The organism is Promicromonospora sp. NPDC057138, from assembly GCF_042670845.1.
Classification (GTDB): Bacteria; Actinomycetota; Actinomycetes; order Actinomycetales; family Cellulomonadaceae; genus Promicromonospora.
In genome coordinates, this window is sequence record NZ_JBHUUX010000020.1 from 41,115 (window position 1) to 64,589 (window position 23,475).

The 23,475-nt window shown below is 72.1% G+C and carries 17 protein-coding genes; 12 read left to right on the top strand and 5 right to left on the bottom strand.

Translation table 11 applies throughout. The features are described 5' to 3' along the window. Nucleotides 1-17 precede the first annotated feature (17 nt). Complete coding sequence (locus tag ACFT2C_RS13485; protein ID WP_377207577.1) at nucleotides 18-698, bottom strand: GntR family transcriptional regulator; 681 nt, start codon at nucleotides 696-698, stop codon at nucleotides 18-20. A gap of 236 nt (nucleotides 699-934) precedes the next feature. Here ACFT2C_RS13485 and ACFT2C_RS13490 point away from each other — a divergent pair, with 236 nt between their 5' ends. The 11 genes from ACFT2C_RS13490 (at nucleotide 935) to ACFT2C_RS13540 (ending at nucleotide 17,553) form a co-directional block, all read left to right on the top strand. Continuing rightward, nucleotides 935-2,923 (top strand): glycoside hydrolase family 127 protein, encoded by a 1,989-nt coding sequence (locus tag ACFT2C_RS13490; protein WP_377207578.1) that lies wholly within the window; start codon nucleotides 935-937, stop codon nucleotides 2,921-2,923. A gap of 93 nt (nucleotides 2,924-3,016) precedes the next feature. Further along, entirely contained in the window at nucleotides 3,017-4,720 is a 1,704-nt protein-coding gene (locus ACFT2C_RS13495) for an ABC transporter substrate-binding protein (RefSeq protein WP_377207579.1), read from the top strand. Between the two features lie 3 nt (nucleotides 4,721-4,723). Then, nucleotides 4,724-5,704 (top strand): ABC transporter permease, encoded by a 981-nt coding sequence (locus ACFT2C_RS13500; protein WP_377207580.1) that lies wholly within the window; start codon nucleotides 4,724-4,726, stop codon nucleotides 5,702-5,704. Then, nucleotides 5,705-6,697, top strand: coding sequence for an ABC transporter permease (locus ACFT2C_RS13505; protein WP_377207581.1), 993 nt, complete (start codon nucleotides 5,705-5,707; stop codon nucleotides 6,695-6,697). Continuing rightward, nucleotides 6,694-7,641: an ABC transporter ATP-binding protein gene (locus ACFT2C_RS13510; RefSeq protein WP_377207582.1), complete on the top strand. Its 948-nt coding sequence runs from the start codon at nucleotides 6,694-6,696 to the stop codon at nucleotides 7,639-7,641. Before ACFT2C_RS13505 ends, ACFT2C_RS13510 begins: the two co-directional genes overlap by 4 nt. Beyond that, nucleotides 7,638-8,489 (top strand): ATP-binding cassette domain-containing protein, encoded by an 852-nt coding sequence (locus ACFT2C_RS13515; protein ID WP_377207583.1) that lies wholly within the window; start codon nucleotides 7,638-7,640, stop codon nucleotides 8,487-8,489. Before ACFT2C_RS13510 ends, ACFT2C_RS13515 begins: the two co-directional genes overlap by 4 nt. Further along, nucleotides 8,486-9,817: an alpha/beta fold hydrolase gene (locus ACFT2C_RS13520; RefSeq protein ID WP_377207584.1), complete on the top strand. Its 1,332-nt coding sequence runs from the start codon at nucleotides 8,486-8,488 to the stop codon at nucleotides 9,815-9,817. Before ACFT2C_RS13515 ends, ACFT2C_RS13520 begins: the two co-directional genes overlap by 4 nt. Continuing rightward, a complete protein-coding gene (locus tag ACFT2C_RS13525) occupies nucleotides 9,814-11,274 on the top strand; it encodes an aminopeptidase P family protein (protein ID WP_377207585.1) in 1,461 nt (486 codons plus the stop codon). The genes ACFT2C_RS13520 and ACFT2C_RS13525 overlap by 4 nt, the downstream gene beginning before the upstream one ends. Next, a complete protein-coding gene (locus tag ACFT2C_RS13530) occupies nucleotides 11,271-14,027 on the top strand; it encodes a glycoside hydrolase family 127 protein (RefSeq protein ID WP_377207586.1) in 2,757 nt (918 codons plus the stop codon). The genes ACFT2C_RS13525 and ACFT2C_RS13530 overlap by 4 nt, the downstream gene beginning before the upstream one ends. A 101-nt stretch (nucleotides 14,028-14,128) precedes the next feature. Further along, entirely contained in the window at nucleotides 14,129-16,369 is a 2,241-nt protein-coding gene (locus ACFT2C_RS13535; protein ID WP_377207587.1) for a glycoside hydrolase family 127 protein, read from the top strand. Next, on the top strand, nucleotides 16,366-17,553 hold the full coding sequence (locus ACFT2C_RS13540; RefSeq protein ID WP_377207588.1) for a M6 family metalloprotease domain-containing protein: 1,188 nt from the start codon (nucleotides 16,366-16,368) through the stop codon (nucleotides 17,551-17,553). The genes ACFT2C_RS13535 and ACFT2C_RS13540 overlap by 4 nt, the downstream gene beginning before the upstream one ends. A gap of 53 nt (nucleotides 17,554-17,606) precedes the next feature. On the opposite strand, the gene ACFT2C_RS13545 is transcribed toward ACFT2C_RS13540, so the two are convergent. The 4 genes from ACFT2C_RS13545 to ACFT2C_RS13560 all read right to left on the bottom strand — a co-directional run bounded on the left by ACFT2C_RS13545 (nucleotide 17,607) and on the right by ACFT2C_RS13560 (nucleotide 20,205). Beyond that, the gene (locus ACFT2C_RS13545; protein ID WP_377207589.1) at nucleotides 17,607-18,206 is read right to left on the bottom strand and encodes a hypothetical protein; all 600 of its coding nucleotides are present in this window, start codon (nucleotides 18,204-18,206) and stop codon (nucleotides 17,607-17,609) included. A gap of 120 nt (nucleotides 18,207-18,326) precedes the next feature. After that, nucleotides 18,327-18,767, bottom strand: a complete 441-nt coding sequence (locus ACFT2C_RS13550; protein ID WP_377207590.1) for an ester cyclase — start codon at nucleotides 18,765-18,767, stop codon at nucleotides 18,327-18,329. Nucleotides 18,768-18,886: 119 nt separating this feature from the next. Continuing rightward, entirely contained in the window at nucleotides 18,887-19,483 is a 597-nt protein-coding gene (locus tag ACFT2C_RS13555) for a hypothetical protein (RefSeq protein WP_377207591.1), read from the bottom strand. A gap of 77 nt (nucleotides 19,484-19,560) precedes the next feature. Beyond that, nucleotides 19,561-20,205: a TetR family transcriptional regulator gene (locus tag ACFT2C_RS13560; RefSeq protein ID WP_377207592.1), complete on the bottom strand. Its 645-nt coding sequence runs from the start codon at nucleotides 20,203-20,205 to the stop codon at nucleotides 19,561-19,563. A gap of 136 nt (nucleotides 20,206-20,341) precedes the next feature. Between ACFT2C_RS13560 and ACFT2C_RS13565 the strand changes: the two genes are divergently transcribed. Next, nucleotides 20,342-23,386 carry a glycoside hydrolase family 2 TIM barrel-domain containing protein gene (locus tag ACFT2C_RS13565; RefSeq protein WP_377207593.1) on the top strand — a complete coding sequence of 1,015 codons (3,045 nt, stop codon included), beginning with the start codon at nucleotides 20,342-20,344 and terminating at the stop codon, nucleotides 23,384-23,386. Nucleotides 23,387-23,475 lie beyond the last annotated feature (89 nt).

The window sequence follows — 23,475 nt, forward strand, 5'->3', positions numbered from 1 at the left end:
GCTCGACCAGCAACCTGTCAGTCCTCCGGCTTGCCCGCCCACGTACCCAGCGAGTGCCCGATGTGCCGCTCCATGAGCGCCTTGGCACCGGCGCCGTCCCCGGCCGCGAGCAGGTCGAGCAGCTCGTGGTGCTCCTGGGCGGAGCTGGCGAGCGTGCCGCTCGCGACCATCGTCGACAGCCCGAGCAGGCGCGCCCGGTCCCGCAGGTCGGCCACGATCTCGCTGGCCACGGGGTTGCCCAGCAGCCCCATCAGCCGCAGGTGGAACGCCTGGTCCGCCTGCAGGTAGGCGACCAGGTCGCCCGTGCGCGCACGCTCGACGATCTCGTCGGCCAGCGCGCGGAACTCCCCCAGCTGCCCCACCGGGAACGACTTGGCCAGCCGCTCCATCCAGACCGGCTCGATCACGAGGCGGACGGCGGCGACGTGCCGCAGCGTCTGGTCGCTCACGCGAGTGACGCGGAATCCCTTGTTCCGCACGGCCTCGAGGAATCCCCGCCGCTCCAGGTCCAGCACGGCCTCCCGCACAGGCGTCGCCGACACGTCGAAGCGCGCGGCGAGGGTCGGCACGGACACGAGCTCACCGGGCTCCAGCTCGCCCGCGACGATCGCCGCCACGAGCGCGCGGTGCACCTGCTCGCGCAGGCTCGCGACCGGCTGGAGACGACGGACCGACGGGGTCGGTGATGCGGTGCTCATGGTGCACTCCTGGATGGTCAGGGATCGCTAGTAGTATATTACACCGGACAGGATTCCCGTCACCAGTGCGCCTGAGAGTACCTGAGCGGAGCCCGCAAGGGCGGGTCTTATGGGGCCTCAAGTGGCCGACGAATGCCGAAACGCGACGTTTACATTCACCCCATCGACACCGCCCGGGTCGATCAGTAGAATATCACGCATCACATATCGTAGGCCGAGGCCGGAAGGGCGGGACGATGCCATCCGAGACGACGACCGGGGCGCCGGAGCGCACCAGCCGGCTGCCCGTTGCCGGCGTCGCCGGACCGCTGGGCAGCCCGCTCGGTCAGGGCCACGTGGTCCTCACCGGCGGCCTGCTCGGCCAGTGGCAGCGGCGCAACACCCACGCGACCCTGCCCCACGCCATCGGCCAGGTTCGGGCCTCGGGCGTCCTGGACAACTTCCGGCGCGTGGCGCACTCGACCGGTGAGCCGTTCAGCGGCAGCTACCCGTTCGCCGACACCGACGCCTACAAGACGCTCGAGGCGGCCGCGTACGAGCTCGCCCGCAACGAGACGGCGAACGAGACGGCACACGAGACCGCGGAGGTCCGCGCCTTCTACGAGGAGGCGGTTGCCCTCATCGCCGGCGCGCAGGCCGCGGACGGCTACCTCTCGACGTACCACCAGGGCGCCGGCGCGCCCGGCGTCCCGTGGGCGGACCTGGCCGGGGGCCATGAGCTGTACAACCTCGGGCACCTGATCCAGGCCGCCCTCGCCGCCGCCCGCCGGCTCGGCGACCGCCGACCCCTGGCGGTCGCCCGCCGGTTCGCGGACCTCGTGGTGGACCGGTTCGGCGACGACGGGCGCGCGGAGTACTGCGGCCACCCCCAGATCGAGGCGGCGCTCGTCGAGCTGTACCGCGAGACCGGGCACCAGCCGTACCTGCGCCAGGCCGAGCTGTTCGTCGAGCGACGCGGCTCGGGCCTCTTCGCCCGGGCGCCGTTCGGGCCCTCCTACTACGCGGACCACGCGCCGCTGCGCGACCTCGACACCGTCACCGGGCACGCCGTCCGCATGGTCTACCTCGCGGCGGGCGCCACCGACGTCGCCATCGAACGAGGTGACACAGCCCGCATCGACCACCTGCTGCGGCTGTGGGACGACATGGTGCGCACCAAGTCGTACGTCACGGGCGGGATCGGCTCGCGGCACTCCGACGAGGCGTTCGGCGACCGGTACGAGCTGCCGTCCGAGCGCGCCTACGCCGAGACGTGCGCCGCGATCGGCACCATGCAGTGGGGCTGGCGGCTGTTCCTCGCCACCGGGAGCGCCGCGGTGCTGGACCACGTGGAGCGCGTCCTCTACAACGGGTTCGCCGCCGGCATCGGGCTCGACGGCACGCGGTTCTTCTACGACAACCCGCTGCAGCGGCGTCCCGACCATACCGACGGCCGACCCGTCGACCCGGCCGAGCCCCTGCGCCGCGCCTGGTTCGGCTGCGCGTGCTGCCCGCCGAACGCGACCCGCTGGGTCAGCCAGCTCCAGGACCACATCGCCCTGGCGACGCCGGACGGGCTGACGATCGCCCTGCCGGCCGCCGGCCGCGTCCACTCGCCGGCCCTCTCGGTCGAGATCGTCACCGACTACCCGTGGGACGGGCGCATCACGATCCGCGTGCTCGACACGGCCACCGACACAGCCACCCAGCCAGATGCCGACGCCGCCCCCGCGACCCTGACCGTCCGGGTCCCCGGCTGGGCGACGGCGCCGCGGGTCACCGTCGACGGCACGCCCGTGGCCGCCGGGGCCGCGGACGGCTGGCTGCGCCTGACCCGCGCGTGGCGACCCGGGCAGGAGGTGGTGCTCGACCTGCCGATGCACGCCCGGCTCGTCACGTCGCACCCCGCGGTGGACGCCACGCGCGGCGCCGTCGCCGCCGTGCGCGGGCCGGTGGTGCACTGCCTGGAACAGGCCGACTCCCCCGCGCCCCTCGACGACGTCGTCGTGCACGCGGTCGGCGAGCCGCCGCCGTCCGACGGCTTCGACGCCGTCCTGCGGCATGCCCTGACCGCGCACGTGAGCCGGCGGCCTCCGCCGTCGGACGACCCGTACCCGGCCGCGGACCGGACCGACCCACCCAACCCACCGGCCTCGTCGACGACGACGCAGGTCGCGCTGGTGCCCTACCACCTCTGGGCGAACCGCGAGCCCGGGGCGATGCGGGTCTGGCTCCGGCACACCTGACCGGACCCGGACCACGCCCGAGGGCCCCCACCCTCACGTCCTACCCGTACGACCCCCTCGACGCTTCAGCGTCACAGATCGAGAGGCCACACCGTGAAGCTCCATCGGATACCGACGGCGGTCATCGCCGTCGCCACGACCCTCGCGCTCGCCGCATGCGGCGGCGGCCAGACCAGCTCCTCAGGGGGCGGTGGGTTCACCGCCGAGCCCGCCGAGGGCGGCACCGTCCACGTCCTGCAGAACGCCGACTTCTCCTACCTCGACCCGGCCCGCGGCTGGGACGGCGGGGTGAACAACTTCTACCGGCTGGTCTACCGGCAGCTCACGACGTCCGCGCCCGGCTCGTCCGAGGACCCCACCAAGATCGTCCCCGACCTCGCCGAGAGCCTCGGCGAGGCGTCCGACGACGGCCTGACCTGGACCTACACGCTCAAGGACGGGCTCAAGTTCGACAACGGCGACCCGATCACGTCCGCCGAGGTCAAGTTCGGCATCTCCCGGGCCTGGGACCCGCAGATCGGCATCGGCTCGCCGTACCTCAAGCAGGTCATCGACGCCCCGAAGGGCTACGAGGGCCCGTACAAGAGCGGCGACATGCCGACCATCGAGACGCCGGACGACAAGACGATCGTCTTCCACCTCATCAAGCCGTTCCCCGAGTTCGACGCCGTGCTCTCCCAGGTGAACGCGACGCCGTTCCCCGTGGACAGCGGTGCGGGCAACGAGTTCATCCACAAGATCATCGCGTCCGGCCCGTACAAGCTGGCCGAGTACGTGCCGGGCAGCACCATCAAGCTCGAGCGCAACGAGAACTGGGACCCGGCGACGGACGAGGTGCGCGCCGCCAAGCCGGACGCCTGGGAGTTCACCATCGGCCTGGACCCGGCCACGATCGACGAGCGCCTGATCGCCGGGCAAGGAGCGGACGTCAACGCGATCTCCGGCAACATCCAGCCGGCCACGCTCCCGCGCCTGCAGACGCCGCAGCTCAAGGAGCGCGTCCTGGAGTTCCCGGGCATCTGCACCACCTACATGGGCCTGAACACCACGAAGAAGCCGCTCGACGACGTCCGCGTGCGGCAGGCGATCAGCTACGCGATCGACCGCACCACCATCGTGAACGCGAGCGGCGGCACGCAGCTCGGTGACCCGGCCACGACGATCCTGCCGCCGTCGGTCGCGGGCCACAAGGACTTCGACCTGTACCCGTCGCAGGACGGGACGGGTGACGTCGAGGCCGCCAAGAAGCTGCTGGACGAGGCGGGCCTGGCTGACGGGTTCACCCTCACGCTCGACATCCGCGCGCAGGAGTCCATGCAGGCCCAGGCCGAGGCGGTCCAGCAGGCGCTCGAGCGCGTCGGGATCACCGTCGAGCTCAACCTGATCGACACCTCCACCTACTACGAGACCATCGGCACCCCGTCGCAGCAACACGACGCCGCGATCACCGGCTGGTGCCCGGACTGGGCCTCGTCGGCGGCGACCTTCCTCCCGCCGCTGTTCGACGGCCGCAACATCTACGAGAAGGGCAACGGCAACCTCGCCCAGATCAACGACCCGGAGATCAACAAGCGGATCGACGAGATCGGCGCGATGACGGACATCGAGGCCGCGAACAAGCAGTGGGGCGACCTCGACGAGCAGATCCTGAAGCTGGCCCCGGTGGTCCCGCTCATGGTCGCCAAGGGCGTCATGCTGCCGGGCGAGAACGTCACCGGCCTGTTCTCCTCGGCGAACGCCGCGACCGGCGGCATCGACTACGTCGGCGTCGGTCTCAAGGACCCTGAGAAGGGCTGATCCATGACGTCCACCCAGACCGGCCTCACGGTCATGTCCGGGTCCGGCGACACCGCGGAGGCGCCGGCGGCCACTCAGGCCGCCGGCGCCGTCCGGGCCGGTGCCGGCGGTACCTGGCAGGCACTGCGCCACGATGTCGGCGCGATGCTCGGCCTCGGCTACATCGTCCTGGTCACGCTCGTCGCGATCCTCGCGCCCGTGCTCACCTCGATCAGCGGCTGGACGCCGTACGAGTTCGACCAGACCGCCATCGACCCCAACCTCGGCGGCATGCCGATCGGCCCGTGGGGCGGCATGGGCGCCGAGCACTGGCTCGGAGTCGAGCCGGGCAGCGGGCGCGACATCTTCGCGCGCATCGTCTACGGCGCGCGGGTCTCGATGAGCATCGCGCTGGCGGCGACGGCGCTGACCACCGTGCTGGGCGTGTCCCTCGGGCTCGTGGCGGGCTACTTCGGCGGCCGCGTGGACCTCGTGGTCTCGCGCATCATGGACTTCCTCATGGCCTTCCCGGCGCTCATCTTCATGATCGCCGTGCTCTCCGCCCTGCCCGCGGGCAACCGGTCGGGGCTGCTCGTGGTGGTGATCTCGGTCTTCGGGTGGCCGTACCTGGCGCGCATCGTGCGCGGGCAGACGATGTCGCTCGCGCAGCGGGAGTTCGTCGAGGCGGCCCGCGCGGCCGGGGCCAGCGGCACGCGCATCGTGTTCCGCGAGATCCTGCCCAACCTGCGCTCGACGATCATCGTGATGTCGACCCTCGCGGTGCCCGGGTACATCGGCACCGAGGCCGGGCTGTCGTTCCTCGGCGTCGGCGTCGTGCCGCCCGCACCGAGCTGGGGGCAGATGATCGCCGCCTCCGTGAAGTGGTACGCCGTCGACCCCGCCTACTTCGTGGTGCCTGGCGTGTGCCTGTTCCTGCTCGTGCTCTCGTTCACCGTGCTCGGTGACCGCCTGCGCGCCGTCGTCGACGCCCAGGAGGGTCGCTGAATGCCCCGGTTCCTGATCACCCGCATCGCGTCGGGGCTGATGGTCCTGCTGCTGGTGTGCCTGTTCACCTATCTGGTCTTCTTCGCGCTCTCGCCGGACCCGGCGGTACAGATCTGCGGCAAGAACTGCACGCCCGAGCTGATCGACCAGATCCGCGGCAACCTCGGGCTCGACCTGCCGTTCTGGACCCAGTTCTTCCACTTCGTCGTCGGCATCTTCGCGGGCCGCACCTACGGCGAGGGCGCGAGCGCAGTCGAGTGCGCGGCGCCGTGCCTGGGCTACTCGTTCCAGTCCAGCCAGGCGGTGTGGGACATGATCGTGCAGCGCCTTCCGGTCTCCGCGACCGTCGCCGTGGGCGCCGCGGTGCTGTGGCTGCTCGCCGGGCTGGTCGGCGGCCTGCTCAGCGCCGTGAAGGAGGGCACGTTCCTGGACCGGTTCACCACCGGCCTGACGCTGACGAGCATGTCGATCCCCAACTACGTGCTCGCCCTGGTGCTGCAGTACGTGCTGGTGGTCCAGCTCCAGTGGCTGCCGTTCCCCCAGGCCGTCGCCTTCGCGGACGATCCCGTGCAGTGGTTCCTCAACTTCGTCATGCCGTGGATCGTGCTCGCCGTCGGGTACGCGGCCTCCTACACGCGGCTGACCCGCGCTAACGTGCTCGACGTGCTGCGCGAGAACTACGTGCGGACCGCCTACGCCAAGGGCCTGCCGCAGTCGCTCATCTGGCGGCGGCACGCCCTGCGGCCGGCCCTGACGCCGGTCGTGACCATCTTCGGCATGGACTTCGCCGGCCTGCTCGGCGGGGCGCTCATCACCGAGACGGTCTTCGGGATCAACGGCGTCGGCAAGATGGCCGCCGACTCGATAGCCCGCAACGACCAGCCGGTGATCATGGGCGTCACGCTGCTCGCCGGGTTCCTCGTCGTCGTCGGCAACCTCGTGGTCGACGTCGTCTACACCGCCATCGACCCGAGAGTGCGGGTGAACGCATGACGACCATCTCCCCCACCGGCAGCACGACCGCCGGCGGCCCGGCGACCGGCACGGACGCGCTCCTTCAGGTGCGCGACCTGACGGTCACCTTCGCCACCCCGCGCGGCCCGCTCGACGCCGTCCGCTCGCTCGACCTCGACCTCGAGCCTGGCGGGGCGCTCGGCATCGTCGGCGAGTCCGGCTCCGGGAAGTCCATGACCAGCCTCGCGATCATGGGCCTGCAGCCCCGGGCCGCGCGCCGCACGGGCAGCGTCCGCCTGCGGGGCCGGGAGCTCGTCGGCATGTCCGAGGCCGACCTGCGCCGGGTGCGCGGCGACCGGATCGCCATGGTGTTCCAGGACCCGCTCTCCTCCCTGAACCCGTACTACACGGTCGGGCTCCAGATCGAGGAGGCCTACCGCGCGCACCGCCCCGGCGTGACCCGCCGGGCGGCGCACAAGGTCGCGATCGCCGCCCTGGAGCGCGTGCACATCCGGGACGCCGCGCGGCGCGTGAACCACTACCCGCACCAGTTCTCGGGCGGCATGCGCCAGCGCGTCATGATCGCGATGGCGCTGAGCACGGAGCCGGAGCTGCTGATCGCCGACGAGCCCACCACCGCGCTCGACGTCACGGTCCAGGCCCAGATCCTGGACCTGCTGCAGGAGATCCGGCGCGAGACCGGCACGGGCCTCGTGCTGATCACGCACGACCTGGCGGTCGTCAGCGAGATCACCGACCACATCGTCGTCATGAAGGACGGCGTGTGCGTCGAGCGGGGCGCCGTCGAGCAGATCTTCACCAGCCCGCAGCACCCCTACACGCAGGCGCTGCTCGACGCCGTGCCGCGCATCGACGACGAGATCGGCGAGCTGCGCGCGGTGGCGCCGGGCTCAGCCCCCTTTCTTGTCCCCGATCCCGCCGCCCCTGACCGTGTCGTTTTCAAGAAGGGAGGTCCGGCATGAGCGAGCCGCTCCTGAGAGCCACCCACCTGGTCAAGGAGTTCCCGATCATGGGGACCGGAGGACTCCTGCGCCGCCCGGAGACCTTCCGGGCCGTGGACGACGTGAGCTTCGAGCTCCGGTCGGGCGAAACGCTCGCCCTGGTGGGCGAGTCCGGTTCGGGCAAGTCGACGACGGCGCGGCTGGCCGCGCGGCTGCTCGACGTCACGTCGGGCACCGTCGAGCTGGACGGCGAGGACGTCACCGCGCTGGGGCGGTCCGAGCTGCGCCGGTTCCGCAGCGAGGTGCAGGTCGTCTTCCAGGACCCGTTCTCCTCGCTCAATCCGCGGCACACCGTGGAGCGGATCGTCACGGCGCCCCTGGCCTACCAGCAGCGGACCATCCCGGGCGGCGCCCGGGCCTTCACCCGCTCCCTTATGGAGCGGGTCGGGCTCGACCCGGACCACTCGCAGAAGTACCCGGCGCAGTTCTCGGGCGGGCAGGCGCAGCGCATCGGGATCGCCCGGGCGCTGGCGGTGAGCCCGCGCGTCGTGGTGTGCGACGAGGCGGTCTCGGCCCTGGACGTGTCGGTCCAGGCGCAGGTGATCAACCTGCTGCGCGACCTGCAGCGCGAGGAGGGGCTGACGTACCTGTTCATCGCGCACGACCTGGCGGTGGTGCGGCAGATCGCCACCCGGGTCGCGGTGATGACGCAGGGGCAGATCGTCGAGGAGGGCGACCGGGACGCCGTCTTCGGCGCGCCGCGGCACGAGTACACCCGCAAGCTGCTCGACGCCGTCCCGCGCATCCGCCCCGAGTGGGAGCGGGAGCGGCGGCGCAACGCCGCGCGGACCGCGGAGGCGACGGCATGAGCACGGGCATGAGCACGGGCACGGGCACGAGCACGGCCGCCGGGCCATGGACCACGTACCTGCTGCCGGGCATCGGCGTCCGCGAGCGCCGTGTCGCGGTGCCGCTGGACCGGTCGGGCCGGCTGGCGGGCGAGGTGGAGCTGCTGGTGCGCGAGCTGGTGGACCCGACGCGCGGGGAGGAGGACCTGCCGCTGCTGGTGTACCTGCAGGGCGGTCCGGGCGGGGCGAACCCGCGGCCGCTGCGCCGGGACGGTTGGCTGGACGTGGCGCTGCGCGACTACCGGGTGGTGCTGGTGGACCAGCGCGGGACGGGCGGCAGCTCGCCGCTGGACGGCGAGGTGCTGGCGGGCCTGGGCGCGTGCGAGGGCGCAGACCTGCTGGCGTGCTACCGGGCCGACTCGATCGTGGCGGACCTGGAGGACGTGCGCCGCGAGGTCTACGGCGGGCGGCCGTGGACGACGCTCGCGCAGAGCTTCGGCGGCTGGATCACGCTGACGTACCTGTCGTTCGCGCCGGAGGCGCTGCGGGCCTGCTACATCGCGGGCGGGGTGCCGGGCACGCCGCCGTCCGCCGCGGAGGTGTATCGCAGGACCTTCACCCGCGTGGCGGGCCGGACGGGCGAGTACTACGCGCGGTACCCGGCCGACGTCGAGGCGGTGGCGGCGATCGCGGACCGGCTCGCCGGGGGCGACGTCCTGCTGCCGGACGGCGACGTGCTGACCGTGCGCCGGTTCCAGTCCATAGGGATCGACCTGGGCATGAAGCCGGGCACGGAGCGGATGCACTGGTTCGTGGAGAAGGCGTTCGTACGGCCAGGGCGGCTGTCTGCCGGGTTCCTGCAGGAGGCCATGGTGCGGACGGCGCAGGCGGACGGCCCGCTGTTCTGGACGCTGCAGGAGTCGATCTACGGGCATGGCGCGGGCGGGCCGACGGGCTGGGCTGCGCAGGCCGAGCGGGACCGGCGTCCGGAGTTCGACCCGGCGCGGCGTCCGCTGCTGTTCACGGGCGAGATGGCGTTCCCGTGGATGTTCGACGAGATCCGGCTGCTGCGGCCGTTCGCGCCGGCCGTGCACGAGCTGGCGGCGCGCGCCGAGTGGTCGCCGCTGTACGACCTGGACCGCCTGGCCGCCAACGAGGTGCCGGTCGCGGCGATCGTCTACCACGACGACATGTTCGTCGACTCCGGGCTGCAGCTCGACACGCTCACGCGGGTCGGGTCGGCGCAGGCGTGGGTCACCAACGAGTACGAGCACGACGGGATCGGCGACCCGCGGGTGCTGGAGCGCCTGCGGGAGCTGGTCCGCGACCGAGGAGGAGAGATTCGATGACGAACCCGAACACCACCCCACCCGCCACCCCCGGCCGGCCCCCGTACGCGGGGACCCGCGCCCCCAGGCTCGTCGAGAGCGACGCGTTCAACGCCCATATGGCGCGCGGCTGGGGCGCGCCCGACGTCGTCGTGCCGATGACGCCCGGCGCGCCCGCCGCCGCCGCGGCGCACCGCGAGCGCCTGTCGACAAGGATCGGCGCGAGCGACGTCGTGGTGGGCGCGGGCCGCGCGTCGCTGCGCAACGGCGACGTGCTGTACGGGTTCCGCGCGGACAGCGACTTCGTGTGGCTGACGGGCGTGCAGGCCGAGGACGGCGTCCTGGTGCTGCGGGCGGGCGGCGGCGGCCACGACGCGACGCTCTACCTGCCGCCGCCGGCCAAGCCGGGCGACAGCGCGTTCTTCGGGAGCGCCGCGTACGGCGAGCTGTGGGTGGGGCCGTCGCCGGACCTGGGCGACTGGGCCGACGCGCTGGGCATCGCGGTGGAGCCGCTGTCGGCGCTCGACGGCGTCCTCGTGGGCCTCGACGGTGCGCTTGCCGCGCCATCCGTCGACGACGACCTGGTGCGCCGGTTCGGCCTCAAGCCGTCCGAGGACCTGGCCCGCGCGCTGTCCGACCTGCGCATGATCAAGGACGACTGGGAGATCGCCCAGCTCCGCGAGGCCGTCGACCACACGGTCACGGGCTTCGAGGCGGTGGCGGCCGAGCTGCCGCGCGCGATCGGCGGGCTGGGCGAGCGGTGGCTGCAGGGCACGTTCGACCGGCACGCCCGCACGTTCGGCAACGGAGTCGGGTACTCGACGATCGTCGGCTCGGGACCGCACGCACCGACCCTGCACTGGGTGCGGTGCGACGGCCCGGTGCTGCCCGACATGCCGCTGCTGCTGGACATGGGCGTCGAGGCGAACTCCCTGTACACGGCGGACGTGACGCGGACGATCCCGCCGTCGGGCAGCTTCAGCCCGGTACAGCGGCAGGTGCACGACCTGGTCGAGAAGGCGCACCGCGCGGGCATGGCGCAGATCCGCCCCGGGGTCGCGTACCTCGACTTCCACTTCGCCTCCATGGAGGTCATCGCGCAGGGGCTGCACGACTGGGGGCTCCTGGACGTCTCGGTCGACGAGGCGCTGTCCCCCGGCGGGCAGCAGCACCGGCGCTGGCTCGTCTGCGGCATCGGCCATCACCTGGGCCTGGACGTGCACGACTGCGCCCACTCCGACTACCCCACCTACCAGGCGGCACCCCTGGAGCCGGGCGTGGTCATGACGGTCGAGCCGGGGCTCTACTTCCACGCGCACGACGAGACGGTGCCGCCGGAGCTGCGCGGCATCGGCGTCCGGCTGGAGGACGACCTGCTGGTCACGCCCGACGGCGCGGAGGTGCTCTCGGACGCGCTGCCGATCGACGCCGCGGGCATCGAGCGCTGGACCAAGGAGCGGATCGGTGACGCCCTGTGACGACCACCCGGACGACGACCCCGGCGATCACCGCGACGGCTGAGGCCGTGGCCGAGCCATTCCCCCTGGCCGCCGTCGAGCTCACGAGCGGGATCTTCACGCGCGCCCGGGACCAGATGCTGCACTTGGCGCGCACCTACCCCGTCGACCGGCTGCTCGCCGTCTTCCGGGCGAACGCCGGCCTGGACACGCGCGGCGCGCTGCCGCCGGGCGGCTGGGAGGACTTCGGCCACGCCGACGAGGAGCCCTGGGGCCCCGACGACTACCCGGGGCGCGAGGCGGCGCCCACGGCCAACCTGCTGCGCGGGCACTACGCGGGCCACTTCCTGTCGATGCTGGCGATGGCCTGTGCGGGCACGGGCGACGCCGCTCTGCGGGGCGAGCTGAAAGCCAAGGTCGACGACCTGGTCGAGGGGTTGCGGGAGGTCCAGGAGGCGCTGGCGGCGTCGGGCCGGTACAGCCATCCCGGGTTCCTCGCGGCGTATGGCGAGTGGCAGTTCTCCCGGCTGGAACGCGAGGCGCTCTACGGCGAGATCTGGGCGCCGTACTACACCTGCCACAAGATCATGGCGGGCCTGCTCGACGCGCACCGGCACACGGGCTCGCAGGACGCGCTGGAGATCGCCGAGCGGATGGGTCGCTGGGTGCACGGCCGGCTCTCCGTCCTGCCCGCGCGGCAGCGCAGGGACATCTGGGCCCTGTACATCGCGGGCGAGGCGGGCGGCATGAACGAGGTGCTGTGCGAGCTCGCCGTCCGCACCGGGGACACGACGTTCGTCGAGACGGCGCGCCTGTTCGACCTGGACCCGCTGCTCGACGCCGCCGCCGACGGCCGGGACGTGCTGGACGGCATGCACGCCAACCAGCACGCCGCGACGCTCCTGGGCTACCTCGCCCTGGGCGACCTGACGGGCGAGGCCCGCTACCGGGACGCCGTCGTCAGCCTCTGGGACATGCTCGTGCCCGGCCGTACGTTCGCCCACGGCGGCTCGGGCGAGAACGAGCTGTGGGGGCCGGCGGGCGCCGTCGCGCGCGACATCGGCAACCGCAACGCCGAGACCTGCGTGGCCTACAACATGCTGAAGCTCGCCCGCGCCCTGTTCGAGCGCACCGGCGACGCGCGCTACGCCGACTACTACGAGCGGGCGGTCACCAACCAGGTCCTGGGCTCGCGGCACGACGTGACCTCGGACGACTCGCCCGAGGTGACGTACATGTTCCCCGTCCATCCGGGGGCGCTGCGCGAGTACGACAACGTCGGCACCTGCTGCGGCGGCACCGGCCTGGAGAACCACGTCAAGTACCAGGACTCGGTCTACTTCCGGTCCGTGCCGGGCGCCGACCGCACCCTCTGGGTCAACCTCTACGTGGCCTCCGCCCTGCACTGGGCCGAGCAGGACGTGCACGTGGTCCAGGAGACGTCCTACCCCCTTGCGGGCACGAGCCGCCTGCGGGTCGACGCCACCGGCGACCTCGACCTGCGGCTGCGCGTGCCCGGCTGGGTCACCGGCGGCTTCACCGTGACGGTCGACGGTTCGCCCGAGGTCGTGGACGCCGTCCCCGGACAGTACGTCTCGATCCGGCGCGACTGGGCCCCCGGCACCGTGGTCGAGATCGGCATGCCGCTCACCCTGCGCGAGGTGCCCGCGCCGGACGACACGTCGCTCGTCACGCTCGAGCTCGGGCCCACGGTCCTGCTGGCCCGCAGCGCCGCCACGACCTGGCTCCCGCTCGCCGCCGCGACCTGGCGGCGCCTCGACGGCACGCTCGACGCGCCCCTGACCAGGGCCGACGGCGGCACGTGGCGGCTGGGCGACCTGGAGCTGGAGCCGGCCTGGTCCGGGTCGGACGCGCGGTACCACATGTACCTGCGGCGGGCCGATGCACACATCGGGTTCGCCGGGGCGGGCTCTGAGGCGGATCCTGGTGCCGAATCCGCGACTGGTTCCGGGACGGATCCGGGCGCCGCCGCCGACTCCGGCGTCCCGAACGTCGCGCGCCAGGACGGCAGCACCTTCCTCGACGTCCTCTGGTCGGACGGCGGCTTCGCCTCCCGGGCCGAGTTCCTCCAGGCGGTGCTGCGCACCACTGGCGAGTTCGTGGGGCTCGGGCTGCTCAGCGCCGCCGAGGCGGAGGCGGTCCTGGGCGCCGCCGTCCGCTCGCGCGTCGGCAGGGCCGCGGACGGCGAGGCCGCCTTCCTCGCGGAGGCCGTCGCCGCCCTGCGCGCCGACGCCCGCGCCGGATCCGCGCCCCGCGTCGAGCTGGTCGCGGCCGCTGCGCCCAGCGTCACCGGCTGGTACCACCACCCGGCCGAGCTCACCGTCACGGCACGGGCCGACGCCGGCGAGCCGACCGTCGAGGTCCGCGTCGGCGACGAGCCGTGGGCGCCCGCGCCGGCGGAGCCGCTGGTCCTGGGCGACGGCGTCCACACGGTCACGGCGCGCGCCGTCGACCAGGACGGCCGCGAGCGCCACGTGGTGCGCGAGGTCAGCGTCGACACCACGCCGCCCCGGACCAGCGCGACCGCGCGCCGCCTCGGCGCGCGCGGCGTCGAGATCAACCTGACGGCCACCGACGACGTCTCCGGCGTCGACAGCATCCGGTGGAAGGGGCCCGACACGTTCTGGGCGACCTTCCGCGAGCCGTTCACCCGGGCGCTCGCCGACCGGCCGCAGGTCATCGAGTTCGCCGCCACCGACCGGGCGGGCAACGAGGAGCCGGTCCAGACGCTCGTCCTCCCGCCCGCCGACTGACCCCCAGCGTGTCAGACGTACCGGTCACCCAGGTGACCTGTACGTCTGACAGCTCGCTGGGCAGCCCGCACGAGCACGACAACGAAGGAGTTGGAACACTCATGCACCAGCACGACCAGCACCTCACACGACGCACGGTGCTCCGCGCCGGGGCGACCGGCCTCGCGGCCGGCCTCCTCTCGGCCGGGCTGGGTCCCCTGGCGGGCGCCGCGACGGCGTCCGCCCCGCCGACGTCGGCCGCCCTGCTTCCTAGGCGGCCCCTGCGCCTGCTCGACCGCGCGGCGGCCCTCGACCACTGGGCGGTGCGGCCCTTCCCGCTGACCGACGTCGGGCTGTCCCCCAGCGTCGCCACCCGGGCGCAGGACCAGATGCTGCACTTCCTGCGCGAGTTCCCGGTCGACCGGGTGCTCGCCGTCTACCGGCGCAACGCCGGGCTCGACACCCGAGGCGCGGACGCGCCCGGCGGCTGGGAGGGCTTCGGGCATCCTGAGGAGGAGCCCTGGGGGCCCGACGACTACCCCGGCCGCACAGGCGTCCAGACCGCGAACCTGCTGCGCGGGCACTGGGGCGGGCACTTCCTGTCCGCGACCGCGCTCGCCTGGGCATCGACCGGCGAGCCGGCGTTCAAGGACAGGGCCGACGAGATCGTCGCCGGCCTGGGCGAGGTGCAGGCGGCGCTCGCGGCGACCGGGCGCTACACGCATCCCGGCTTCCTCGCGGCCTACGGCGAGTGGCAGTTCAGCCAGCTCGAGAAGTACGCGCCCTACGGCGAGATCTGGGCGCCCTACTACACCTGCCACAAGATCATGGCGGGCCTGCGCGACGCCTACCAGCTCACCGGCAACCAGCAGGCGCTGGACATCGCCGGCTCCATGGCCGACTGGGTCGGCTCGCGGCTGGACGGCCTGCCCGACGCCCAGCTCCAGAAGATGTGGGGCCTCTACATCGCCGGCGAGTACGGCGGGATGAACGAGGTGCTCGCCGACCTGACGACGATCACCGGCGAGGAGCGGTACGCCTACACGGCCACCCGGTTCGACCTGCGCGGCCTCATCGACGCCTGCGCCGACGGCGTCGACACGCTGAACGGCAAGCACTCCAACCAGCACATCCCGCAGTTCTCCGGCTACCTCAACATGTACGACCTCACGGGCGACACGCACTACCTGGACGCCGTCACGGGGTTCTGGGGCATGGTCGTGCCGGGCCGCACCTACGCGCACGGCGGCAACGGCGAGGCCGAGCTGTTCGGCCCACCCGACACCGTCGCGGGCGACATCGGCCCGCGCAACGCCGAGACCTGCGCCACCTACAACATGCTCAAGGTCTCGCGCCTGCTGTACTTCCACACGCTCGACCCGAGGTACATGGAGTACTACGAGCGCGGCGTGCTCAACCAGATAGTCGGCTCCAAGCGGAACACCCGGTCCGCTACCGACCCCGACGTGACGTACATGTTCGGCGTCAACCCCGGCACCACCCGCGAGTACGGCAACATCGGGACCTGCTGCGGCGGCACCGGCCTGGAGAACCACGTCAAGTACCGCGACTCCATCTACTTCCGCTCGGCCGACGCCGACGCCCTCTACGTCAACCTCTACCTCGCCTCGACGCTCGACTGGCCGGAGCGCGGGCTGCGGGTGGTGCAGCGCACCGAGTATCCGCGGGTGGGCTCGACCCGCCTGACGGTGCACGGTTCCGGGACGCTGGACCTGCACCTGCGCGTGCCCGGCTGGGTGCGCAAGGGCTTCACCGTGCGGGTCAACGGCCGCCTGGAGCGGCTCGACGCCGTCCCGGGCACGTACGTCACCGTCTCGCGCACCTGGTCGGACGGCGACGTGGTCGACGTCGACATGCCGCTGGGCATCCGGGCGGTGCCCACGATCGACGACCCAGGCGTCCAGTCCATCGAGTGGGGGCCGACGGTGCTGCTCGCGCGCAGTGCCTCGACCGAGTACCTCAAGCTGACCCTGTACCCGCACATGGCGCTGGACGGGACGGTCGACGGCGCGTTCGCCGATACGGGCGACGGTTATTTCCGGCACCGCGGCCTGGCGTTCGAACCCGCCTGGTCCGGTGACCACACGAAGTACCACATGTACGTCAAGCGGCACGAGCCGGCGATCGCCTTCGCCGGCGACGACTCCGGCGTCGCCAACGTGGCCCGCGAGGACGGCGCCACGTTCCTCGACGTCGTCTGGCACGACGGCGGCTTCCCGAACCAGGGCGCGCTCGTCGCCGCCGTGGGGCGCACCGCCGACGACTTCGTCGCCGCAGGGCTGCTCACCTCGGCCGAGGGCGAGCGCGTGGTGCGCACGGCGGCCGAGGCGAGGTTCACATGAGGACCCGGCTCGCGGCGGCCGCCGCTCTGACCCTCCTGGCCGGCCTCGCCGCAGCTCCGGCGAGCGCTTCGACGGTCCCGTCGTCGGTCGCGGCGCAACCCTCGTCCGCCGGCGACTGCCGGCTCCCCGCCGCGGTCGACGGCCTCGGCTCCGGATTCCCGGCCGACGAGCAGGCGCTTCCGGCCACGGGAACGCTCAAGGCGGCGCTCCTGTTCGTCGACTTCGAGGACCATCCGGCGTCCGCGGGCTCGCTCGACGAGGCGGGGGCGAACCTGGCCTCGGGCGTCGAGTACCTGGAGCGGGTCTCGGGCGGGCGGCTCGACGTGACCACGACGTCGTCGGACGGCTGGGTCCGGATGCCCGAGCCCTCGACGTCCTACCCGTTCGAGCGAGGCCTGAGCTACGAGGACCACGTGCGCTACATCGGCGACGCGATCGCCGCGGCCGACGACGCGTTCGACTTCTCGGACGTCGACGTCGTCTGGGTGACCGCGACGAAGGAGGCGCCGAACATCACCTACTCGCCCACCACCAACTTCCTGGACGTCACGGCGGACGGCAGCCACCTCACCCACGCCGTCACGTTCGGCTACGACCAGTGGCGCTGGGGCGGGCTCGTGCTGGCCCACGAGTCGGGGCACACGCTCGGCCTGCCCGACCTGTACCTGTTCGAGGCGCCGCCGGACGACCCGGGCAACTGGCACGCGGCTGTGGGCGGCTGGGACCTGATGGGCCTCATCTCGGGCGCCGGCCCGGAGTACTTCGCGTGGCACCGATGGCAGCTCGGCTGGCTCGACGACGCGCAGGTGGTCTGCGCCGATCCCCGGCGGGCCACCACCGCGCTGCTGCGCCCGGTCGCCGGGTCCGGTGAGGCGGCGCCATGGGAGGACGCGATGGTGGTGTACCGGCTCTCAGAGACGCGCGCTGTCGTCGTCGAGAACCGGCAGCCGGCCGGGTACGACGACGGCATTGGCGCCAGCGGCGCCCTCGTCTACACGGTCGACGCGTCGGTACCCTCCGGCGAGGGGCCGGTGCGGGTGGTGGACTCGACGCCGGGCTCACCGGACGGCCTCGACGACGCCCCGTTCGCGCCGGGCTCGTCCTGGACCGAGCCGACGACGGGTGCGGTGCTCTCGTTCCGCCGCGGGCCGGCGGACACCGTCAGGGTCGTCGTAACGCCCTGACGCCTGACGGGTCGGACGTGCAGGTCGCCCGGGTGACCTGCGCGTCCGACACGTCAGCTCGCCGAGCTTGCCGCCCGATCGAGCTCCTGCACGGCCCGGGCCGCCCGGGCCGTGACCTCCGGGTCGGGGTCCTTCTCGGCCATGCCGGCGAGCACGTCTCGGAAGACCGGCCACTCCGTGTAGACCATGGCCCAGACGGCGGCCATGCGGACCGGCGCGTCCTGGTGCTCGCTGGAGAACTTGATGTGGTCGACCATCTGCTCGTCGGCCTGCTTCGGCGCTCCGAGGCCGAGCTGCTTCAGCGCCTTGGCCCACCCTGCCGGGTAGACCTTCACGTAGCAGACTTCCAGCAGTGCCTCCGGTGTCCAGACCGGCAGCGCAGCGACGATGCGGTCAGCGACCTGTTCGGCGATCAGCGGGTCGTCATGCCGCGCCACCAAGTAGGCGGCGTCCGCCACGTCGTCGACGATGTAGTGGACCGTCCCGCCGTCCGCGGTATCCCATCGCGCCTCGAAGAAGATGCCGCGCTCCGGGTCTTCGTCGATCTGCCCGGCATAGCGCCACCCGCTGTCCTCGGCCAGGGCCCTGACCTGGGGCGGCTCGAAGCTGGGCCGTAGCAGGAGGTTTCGGCTCGCATGACGAGGCACGGGCATTGTGATTCCTCTCGTGAGGTATGGCGTCCGGACGACGCCGCCCGGGCCGAGAACGCCCGACTCTATCGGCCGCCGCCATGGCACTCACGGTCGGGGCCGTCGCGGTCCCCGCGACGATCCTCAGGCTCCCGCCTGGGGATCGGGCATCGAGACCACTCCAAGCTGTTGCATCATCGTCAACGAGTCGGTCTCACCCCAGTGTTCAGTGAGCATCCCGTCACTGACGCGGTACACCGCCGTAGCGGTGACGTCCAGTTCCCCACCGGTCGCCGGGATCGGGCCCATGTCCTCGACAAAGCGACCTTGCGCACGAATCCGCGTCACCACGAGATCTCCCTCGGCCACTTGGTCGAGCACCTCGTGGGTGCCAGGTGTGGATCGCCAGAAGATCTCAAAGGCGGCCTTGAGCCCATCTCTGCCGGCGGGCAGGTCCGGAATCGGGGGAGGGTCGTGATCGACGAAGTCGGACGAGACCAACTCATCCATCGCCCCCAGGTTCCCGGCGTCGAGCTCGGCATAGAAACGCCTCACCAGCGCCTTGTTGGCTTCCAGTTCGTCCATCGTGGGCCTCCACACGCCGGGGCTTTCGAGTGTGCGCGCTCGGCGAGGATCTGGCGAGGGCTGGAATCCACCTGGAGGCGCCGTGCTCACGTTCCGTGCCGGGCCGGGCGACACGTCGCTCAGGTTGCCGAGCTCGCCAGCCGGTCGAAGGCCTCCACGGCCCAGGCCGCCCCAGCCGCGACCTCCGGGTCGGCGTCCGTCTCCATGCCCGCGAGGATGTCCCGAAAGACCGGCCACTCCGTGTAGACCATGGCCCAGATGGCGGCCGCACGGACCTGCGCGTCCCTGTGCCCGATGGACTCCTTGACCCGCATGACCACTTCGTCGTCGGCCTGCTTCGGCGCCCCAGCGCCCAGGCGTAGCAGGGCCTTCGCCCACCCAGCGGGGTAGACGTTCACATCGAAGTCGTGTAGCAGCTCGTCCAGTGTCCAGAACGGCAATGCGGCGGCGATGCGATCGGCCACCTGTTCGGCGATCGACGGGTCGTCATGCCGCGCCACCATGTAAGAGGCATCCACCACCTCGTCGACGATGTAGTGGACGGTGCCGCCGTCCGCGATGTCCCAGCGCACCTCGTAGAAGATGCCGCGCTCCGGGTCCGCATCGACCTCCAGGAAGAAGTCCCACCCGCTGTCCTCGGCCAGGGCTCTGACGTCGGCCGGCTCGAACGAGGGCTGCAGCACGAGGTTTCGGCTCGCATGGCGAGGTACTGGCACGGGAGTTTCCTTTCGCAGGGGCTGGCGCCCGCACGACGACGTGCTGGGCCGGAAACGGAACGGTAGTCCCGGGAACGTCAGCTCGGCTCGAGCAGCAGCTCGAGGTAGTCGCGCAAGCACGTGGCGACGTCGATCCGCTCCGGTTCGAGCAGCCACTGCACCTGGAGCCCGTCCCACAGGCCGACCAGCGACGCCGCGGCGCGCTCCGGGTCGACCCCGGGCCGGACCCGGCCCTCAGCCTGCAGGGCGCGGAGCTCGGCGGCGTAGGTGGTGCGGATCTCGGCGAACCGGCCGACGAAATAGGAACGCGCCGGATGTCCCTCGGTGGTCGACTCGGCGCAGAGCACGGAATACAGCTCGATCACTCCCGGGAGGCTCTCGTTGGCGCGCGCCCGGCCGACAATGCCCTGGATGAGCCCTTCCGATTCGGGAGCCGCGTCGACGGTGATCTCGTCGCGGCGATGAAGCACTGCGAGCAGTAGCTCGCTCTTCGTCGGAAAGTAGTGCAGCAGGCCCGTCTGGCTCATCCCGACGCGATCGGCGATCTCCTGGAAGGAGCCAGCCTGGTAGCCCCGCTCGGCGAACACGGCGTGCGCCGCTTCGACGATGGATCGGCGCCGCTCGGCCGATTTCGCTCCCGCGCCGCGGCGAGCGACCGGCCTGTGCTCGCTCGTCGTGCGCTCGGTCGACTGACGTGGGGTCTGCTTGCGCCCGGTCGGCATACGGCTTGTCTCCTTCAGTGGTCTCTTGGCGGGTGCCGTCAGCGTATTGCTGCCAGACGACACCAGCATTTTCGAGTATGCACTCGGAACTGCCGCTAGTGTGTCCGGGACGACCACCGCACTCGGGAGGAATCCGTTGCATCCCACCACCTACCTGACCGACACCGGCCCCGGGCTCGGACTGCGCCGCACCGCACGCTCCTGGCTGAGCACCGACGCCCCCACGCTCTCGCTCGACGGCGACTGGCGGTTCCGCCTGCTGGCTGGGGCTCCCGGGACGCCCGGCGCGGTCGGCGTGCTGCCCGAGGGCGAGGGCATCGAGGCCGTCGCCGAACCGGACTTCGACGACTCCGGCTGGGACACTCTTCCGGTGCCGGCGCACTGGGTGCTGCAGGGGGACGGCCGCTACGGCCTGCCGATCTACACCAACGTGCAGATGCCGTTTCCGCTCGAACCACCGTTCGTGCCCGACGCGAATCCGACCGGCGACTACCGCCGCACCTTCTCCCTGCCCGGGTCGTGGTCCGCCGCCGAGGCCGTGGTGCTGCGCTTCGACGGCGTCGAGTCGCGTTACAAGGTGTGGGTCAACGGCTCCGCCGTGGGCGTGGGCAGCGGCAGCAGGCTCGCCCAGGAGTTCGACGTCACCGATCTCGTACGCCCGGGCGAGAACCTGATCGTGGTGCGCGTGCACCAGTGGTCGGCCGCGAGCTACGTCGAGGACCAGGACCAGTGGTGGCTGCCGGGGATCTTCCGCTCGGTGTCGCTGCAGGCCCGCCCCGCCGGCGGGATCGAGGACGTGTGGCTGCGCGCCGGCTACGACGACGGAGCCGGAACCCTCGAGGCAGAGCTGCGCGGCGCGTCCTTCCCGCTCACGCTCACGATCGAGGAGCTCGGCCTCTCGGTGACCTGGGACTCCGCCGACGAGGTGCAGCCGCTGCGGCTGCCCTCGGTCGAACCGTGGTCGGCCGAGGTCCCGCGCCTGTACGACGTCACCGTCGCGAACGCGGCCGAGTCGATAGCACTCCGGATCGGCTTCCGCACGGTCGAGATCAGGGGCGACCTCTTTCTCGTCAACGGGCGCCGGGTCGTCTTCCACGGGATGAACAGGCACGAGACGCATCCCGACCGCGGCCGCGTCTTCGACGAGGAGTTCGCTCGCGCCGACCTCGCGATGATGAAGCGGTTCAACGTCAACGCGATCCGCACGAGCCATTACCCGCCGCACCCGCGGCTGCTCGATCTCGCCGACGAGCTCGGCTTCTGGGTCATCCTCGAGTGCGACCTCGAGACGCACGCCTTCGAGAACAGCGGCGGGGCCCATGAGGAGTGGCGCGACAACCCGAGCGACGACCCGAGCTGGCGGGACGCCTACCTCGACCGGATCGAGCGCACCGTCGAGCGGGACAAGAACCACCCGAGCATCGTGATGTGGTCGCTCGGCAACGAGTCGGGCCGCGGCGCGAACCTCGCAGCCATGGCCGCATGGGTGCACGCCCGCGACCCCGAGCGCCCCGTGCACTACGAGGGGGACTACACCGGCGCCTACACGGACGTGTACTCGCGGATGTACTCCTCCATCGCCGAGACTCGCTCCATCGGGCGCGACAACGACCGTGCGGTTCTGCAGGGCTGCACCGCCGCCGAGTCGGCCCGTCAGCGCACGAAGCCGTTCCTGCTCTGCGAGTACGTCCACGCGATGGGCAACGGACCGGGCGCGATCGACCAGTACGAGGACCTGGTGCGCGAGTACCCCCGCCTGCACGGCGGCTTCGTGTGGGAGTGGCGCGACCACGGTCTGCGCACCCGCACCGCCGACGGCACCGAGTTCTTCGCCTACGGCGGCGACTTCGGGGAGGTCGTGCACGACGGGAACTTCGTGATGGACGGCATGGTGCTCTCCGACGACACCCCCACGCCGGGCCTGTACGAGTGGAAGCACGTCGTGGCGCCGGTGGGAATCTCCTTCGACGACAGCGGGACGGACAAGACGGACGCGATCGTGGTCGAGAACCGTCGCCACTCCGCCGACCTGGGCGACCTCGAGCTGCGCTGGTCGGTGTCGCACGACGGGCACCACGCCGACGGCGGCGTCCTGGACCTCGGCGAACCGCTCGCGGCCGGCTCCACGACCCGCGTGACGCGGCCCGGCCGGCCGGCGGACGACGGAGCCGAGACCTGGCTGACGGTCGAGGCCGTGCTCGCCACCGACACGGTGTGGGCCAAGGCCGGGCACGTGGTCGCGGCCGCTCAGCTCGAGCTCTCCCGGCCGGCGACCGTTCCCGCCTGGGCACGGAGCGGCGGCTCCGCGGCGCAGACCTCCCCCGGTACGGGAGCGGCGTCCTTCGAGGACGGCCGGCTGAGCGTCCTCGCTGGGCTCCCCGTCTCCGGACCGCGCGCGGAGCTCTGGCGGGCTCCCACCGACAACGACAAGGGCAGCGGCTTCGGCAGCTACGACCTGGCCGATCCGTGGGCGGACCTCGGGCACGGGATCGCCGCGCCGTCGTCCCGGGACGTCTGGACCGACGCGGGGCTGCAACGGCTCACGGCCCGCACCGAGGCGGTCGACGACGGCGGCAGGCACCGCCGTCTGCGCTACGCCGCTGCCGACTCCAAGCAGGCGCTGCTGGCAGAGGAGCGGTGGACCACCACGGGAGACGCGGAGGTGCTCCGGGTCGACCTGGTGCCCACCGAAGGCTGGCGGATCCACTGGCCGCGACTCGGCGTGCGGTTCGCGCTGCCCGGTTCGGTCGACCGCGCGGCCTGGTTCGGCGCGGGCGAGCGGGAGTCGTACCCCGACAGCTCGCAGTCCGCCCTCGTCGGCCGGTTCGAATCCCACGTCCACGACCTCACCGTCGACTACGCCCGCCCGCAGGAGAGCGGGCACCGCAGCGGGCTGCGTGAGCTCGTGCTGTTCGAGGGGGGCAGCCCCTGGCTGCGGATCGAGGCGGCGCCGGACCTGCTGAGGCGTCGTCCCGGATTCACGCTGCGACGGCACACGGCCGAGCAGGTGACTGCCGCCGGGCACCCGCACGAGCTGCCGGCCTCGGACCACGTCTACCTGTGGATCGACGCCGCCCAGAACGGCCTGGGCTCGCGGGCCTGCGGGCCTGATGTATGGCCCGACCACATCCTGCGGCCGGAAGCCCGCACGATCACGCTCCGGTTCACCCCGCTGCGCTGACGGGGGTGGTCGTCGGCGACCTCGACGGCTGTGACGCCGAGGTCGCCGACGGGCTCGGCGTGGCGTTGTCAGTGGCTCGGCATAGCGTC

Excerpts from the sequence above, each read along its gene's own strand:
- ACFT2C_RS13485 (WP_377207577.1), bottom strand. The coding sequence starts at position 698 with ATGAGCACCGCATCACCGACCCCGTCGGTCCGTCGTCTCCAGCCGGTC.
- ACFT2C_RS13490 (WP_377207578.1), top strand. The coding sequence starts at position 935 with ATGCCATCCGAGACGACGACCGGGGCGCCGGAGCGCACCAGCCGGCTG.
- ACFT2C_RS13500 (WP_377207580.1), top strand. The coding sequence starts at position 4,724 with ATGACGTCCACCCAGACCGGCCTCACGGTCATGTCCGGGTCCGGCGAC.
- ACFT2C_RS13505 (WP_377207581.1), top strand. The coding sequence starts at position 5,705 with ATGCCCCGGTTCCTGATCACCCGCATCGCGTCGGGGCTGATGGTCCTG.
- ACFT2C_RS13510 (WP_377207582.1), top strand. The coding sequence starts at position 6,694 with ATGACGACCATCTCCCCCACCGGCAGCACGACCGCCGGCGGCCCGGCG.
- ACFT2C_RS13515 (WP_377207583.1), top strand. The coding sequence starts at position 7,638 with ATGAGCGAGCCGCTCCTGAGAGCCACCCACCTGGTCAAGGAGTTCCCG.
- ACFT2C_RS13520 (WP_377207584.1), top strand. The coding sequence starts at position 8,486 with ATGAGCACGGGCATGAGCACGGGCACGGGCACGAGCACGGCCGCCGGG.
- ACFT2C_RS13525 (WP_377207585.1), top strand. The coding sequence starts at position 9,814 with ATGACGAACCCGAACACCACCCCACCCGCCACCCCCGGCCGGCCCCCG.
- ACFT2C_RS13535 (WP_377207587.1), top strand. The coding sequence starts at position 14,129 with ATGCACCAGCACGACCAGCACCTCACACGACGCACGGTGCTCCGCGCC.
- ACFT2C_RS13540 (WP_377207588.1), top strand. The coding sequence starts at position 16,366 with ATGAGGACCCGGCTCGCGGCGGCCGCCGCTCTGACCCTCCTGGCCGGC.
- ACFT2C_RS13545 (WP_377207589.1), bottom strand. The coding sequence starts at position 18,206 with ATGCCCGTGCCTCGTCATGCGAGCCGAAACCTCCTGCTACGGCCCAGC.
- ACFT2C_RS13550 (WP_377207590.1), bottom strand. The coding sequence starts at position 18,767 with ATGGACGAACTGGAAGCCAACAAGGCGCTGGTGAGGCGTTTCTATGCC.
- ACFT2C_RS13560 (WP_377207592.1), bottom strand. The coding sequence starts at position 20,205 with ATGCCGACCGGGCGCAAGCAGACCCCACGTCAGTCGACCGAGCGCACG.